Origin of the sequence: [Clostridium] ultunense DSM 10521, from assembly GCF_000511955.1 — a bacterium.
Lineage (GTDB): Bacteria > Bacillota > Clostridia > Tissierellales > Tepidimicrobiaceae > Schnuerera > Schnuerera ultunensis.
This window is the reverse complement of the sequence record NZ_AZSU01000002.1, coordinates 556,664-560,210: the sequence shown is the minus strand read 5'-3', so window position 1 is coordinate 560,210 and position 3,547 is coordinate 556,664. Positions and strand designations below refer to the sequence as shown.

General features: G+C 31.2%; 4 protein-coding genes. 1 reads left to right on the top strand and 3 read right to left on the bottom strand.

The window, feature by feature from the left end; genetic code table 11:
• Nucleotides 1-280, top strand: a 280-nt coding sequence (locus CUL_RS16740; RefSeq protein WP_035142800.1) for an integrase core domain-containing protein, incomplete at its 5' end; no start/stop codon positions are given.
• A gap of 312 nt (nucleotides 281-592) precedes the next feature.
• On the opposite strand, the gene CUL_RS0105470 is transcribed toward CUL_RS16740, so the two are convergent.
• From CUL_RS0105470 to CUL_RS0105455, 3 genes are all read right to left on the bottom strand, one after another.
• Entirely contained in the window at nucleotides 593-949 is a 357-nt protein-coding gene (locus CUL_RS0105470) for a Na-translocating system protein MpsC family protein (protein ID WP_025640756.1), read from the bottom strand.
• 357 nt (nucleotides 950-1,306) lie between these two features.
• Nucleotides 1,307-2,710: an ISLre2 family transposase gene (locus CUL_RS0105460; RefSeq protein ID WP_025640755.1), complete on the bottom strand. Its 1,404-nt coding sequence runs from the start codon at nucleotides 2,708-2,710 to the stop codon at nucleotides 1,307-1,309.
• Between the two features lie 453 nt (nucleotides 2,711-3,163).
• A partial coding sequence (locus tag CUL_RS0105455; RefSeq protein WP_025640754.1) for a transposase occupies nucleotides 3,164-3,547 on the bottom strand: 384 nt, incomplete at its 5' end.

The window sequence follows — 3,547 nt, the reverse complement described above, 5'->3', positions numbered from 1 at the left end:
CTCACAATATACGTCAAAGGAATATCGTGAAACAGTGGAATCAAAGCAATTTAAACTATCGTATAGTGCTAAAGGTTGTCCTTATGACAACGCCTGTATAGAAAGTTTTCATGCAATACTAAAAAAAGAATGCGTATATCTTAATACATTTATAGATCATAATCATGCTAAGTTAATATTATTTCAATATATAGAAGGATTTTATAATAGAAAAAGGATTCATTCATCAATCAACTACATGACTCCAGATGAATATGAGAATCTATGTAGAGTAGCATAGCTTGCTTTAGATTTTGAGCCTGAGGGGATGATAGCCACCCGTAGGGCTTGCCATTGATAAGCCAATAAATAAATGCTACAATATTCCACCACGAAGGCACAAAACATAGCTTGCTTTGAGTTTATCGCCTTCGGGTAGAAACCTAAAAGCATTTATGTTTGGATTGTCAATGGTGGCGGAGACCCACAAAAAAACCTAAATTTTTGTCCAAACTATTGACATAGATCCATGGCTTACATCCAGCAACTTAAAAAGTTTCCTTTAATCTGCCATAATTTATTCATTTATCACAAAACCTTATACCAATTATATCTAATTTAATATAAAAACACAAGCTAAACTATCATCTTTAATATTAAAATCTATGTAATAACTACTAATCGTTGTATCAATACTATCATTAACCATATTTAAAAACTCTACCTCATTATTTAATATTAATTTCTCTCTAAAACTTTTTATCAATAATTCTCCCTCTTTATCTTCTATAAATAATTTCTTTTCCAAGGGCGTTAAAATATTTTTACAATATATGGTTATACAATTTTCAATTGCATAAACCTTAACGAGGCCTGGTCCCCTACTAAAATGTTTAGACATAAATGCTTTAAAAGAATCCTCTATACGCTTCTTAACTCGCCTTTCAACACCTACAACACTATTACCCATACATATCCCCCCATGATAATCTAATATGGATTTTAAATACCTTAAAATATATTTTTAAAAATTCCCTCACAAAAAAATAATGTTTCTGGGTCTTTAGACCTAGAAACATTATACCAAAATTCCTACTCTTAGGCAATATCTTTGTAAATGATGATAGTGTCAAGTTGTTGTTGGAAAACAATTAATATCATTTTCTTCTTAATAAATTAGAGAAAACTCTCATTTTTATAATGCAATAAATTGTTAAACCTTATTTCCCCCCTGGATTCTCGCCACCATTGACAATCCAAACATAAATGCTATTGGGTTATTATCCGAAGGTGAATAACTCAAAGCAAGCTATAGTTTTTCTTCTTGTTAAAAGTGTGAAGTGCTAAGCATATTCTTAAGCCATCTACCATCTGTTTTTGATGTGTATGGCATATCTATCATTATATCTGGATCAATATTGTTGTAGGTTCTTTTTACTCTATTTGTTACTCTTTTATCAAGTTCTAATATTCTTTCTTCATTTTTCTTTTCGATTCTTTGATTCCTATAATATTCTTTAATGCTTCCACCATTGGCTTTATATGCTCTCATTCGTGCCATTTCATCTGCACCTATTAAGCTCCAACCCATTGGTCTTGAACTTAGTCTATCAGATAGTATATGGCTTATATGTCCTTCTGCACTGCATCTATATTTTTCTTCACCAAATAAATTGTTTATTCCTTCCCAGTTATTTAATATATACCTTTTCGCATCTTTCATACTCTTTTTCTTGCTTTCAGTAGGGGTTATTTCTATTGCAAAATCTATTAGCTCTATTACAAATTTTTTCTTACCTCTTCGGATGAATTTCCATAAGGGTTTTTCTATATCTGCTGGATTTTTAAGGCTTGATAAATGTGCTGTTATCTTCTTTACATATTTACTTAGGTGATAATGATCAAGTACATATTTGCTATCTTTAATTATTTCTGTTCCACCTTTTATCCAATTAGCTCCATCTCCAGCGATATAGATATTTTCAACTTTGTCTAAATCATAGGATTCATCTAGATATGTTGCTACTTCTGTCCATATATCCTCTGGTTTCATTTCACCGGTAAAATATCTAATGTTTTCAAGCTTTATTCTGTCTTTGCTCACTTCTGTTTTATCATCATATACATAGATTAATTTCATTTCTTTATTCTTCCCAGTTTGTAGTGAAACATGGTCTTCATCTGCTTCTATGTATATAGTATCGACTTCCTTTCTATCTCCTATCTTAAGATCTAGATTATCTATCTTACCATTTTCTCTAATTATGTTTTTTACAGTTTGTCTTGTTAGATATGCAGGTGTTGATAGTTCTGCTGCTTTCTGATAGCTTACATCAACTGCTTTATCAAGTATATCTCCTTTTAGATTTCCTTCTACTCTTTCATACTTCTCTATTCCTAAAAGCTCATCTAGAATGTATACATAGTGCTTATCTCTTATGTTTTTGTAATATGTTCTATTAAATTCTAATTCTCCAAATCTTGTGACTAAGGTTCTTGATACATTACTTTTATGAATATGGTAAATCCCACTTCTTTCTGGGGATTTTTTTACTATATCATTTAATTCATCAATTATGGCACCAAGAGTATCTAGCCCAATATTATTAACCATTTCACCTACTGAATCTACTATGTTATCTAGCTTCGCATCACCTTCAAGCACTTTAATTACACTATCTTCAATTTCCTTCTTAACTTTTCCTGCAATTAGTTGTATAATATTATTCATAGAGAATTCCTCCTTTATTTTGTGGTTTGTCGATTACATTATATCAAATGGAGGTTAATTCTCTATATTTTTTGCTTTTTTGTCCAACAACTATTTTACACTAAGTGAAAATATATTTATTAATTTGAACAAAATATTGCTAGTTTTAAAATAATCAAAAAGACCCTAGAACCTATAATAATTACCAAGTTCTAGAGCCCTTTTATTTAATTTCTAATCCTCAGCCCCCTTAGGGCTAACACTCATACTTATCCACTATAGCCATGATTTCACACGAAAATGATTTAGTTAGTAGGCTCCTCTTTAATAGATCCCACCTTCTTCTTTACTTCTTATGAATAATCTATCCCTTGTTTTTTGAGCAATAAAATGCCCGGGAGGCCCTTTTAGGGTTTCCCCAAGCTACTTATATATGCTTTATGTACAATTTTTAGGTGATTTTAGGTGAAACAATTAAGCAATTAGAGGTTCAACCATATATCCTCGTTTTTTTAATTCTCGGATAAGTTTCTTTTCTCTCTGCTTTTCATGATTCACTTGTATTTCTGTAAATTTGTCCTCATCATATGATAAGTTCTCTTTTAAAAGAGTATAGATAATTACTAATATCTTGCGTGCTAATCCAATAATAGCTTTTTTAGTACCCCTTCTTTGCTTTACCTTCCAATACCAGTTTGATAAATATGTTCCTTTTCTTCGTGTCACTGTCCAAGCTACTTCACATAGAATACTTTTTATATACGGATTTCCATGTCTTGTTTTTGTAGATTTAGTTTTTCCTGCACTCTCATTGCAGCCTGGTGATAACCCAGCCCACGAGCAAATATGCTCTGGATC

What these genes read in the sequence shown, in the direction of transcription:
- CUL_RS0105470 (WP_025640756.1), bottom strand. Translation starts at nt 949, where the DNA reads ATGGGTAATAGTGTTGTAGGTGTTGAAAGGCGAGTTAAGAAGCGTATA.
- CUL_RS0105460 (WP_025640755.1), bottom strand. Translation starts at nt 2,710, where the DNA reads ATGAATAATATTATACAACTAATTGCAGGAAAAGTTAAGAAGGAAATT.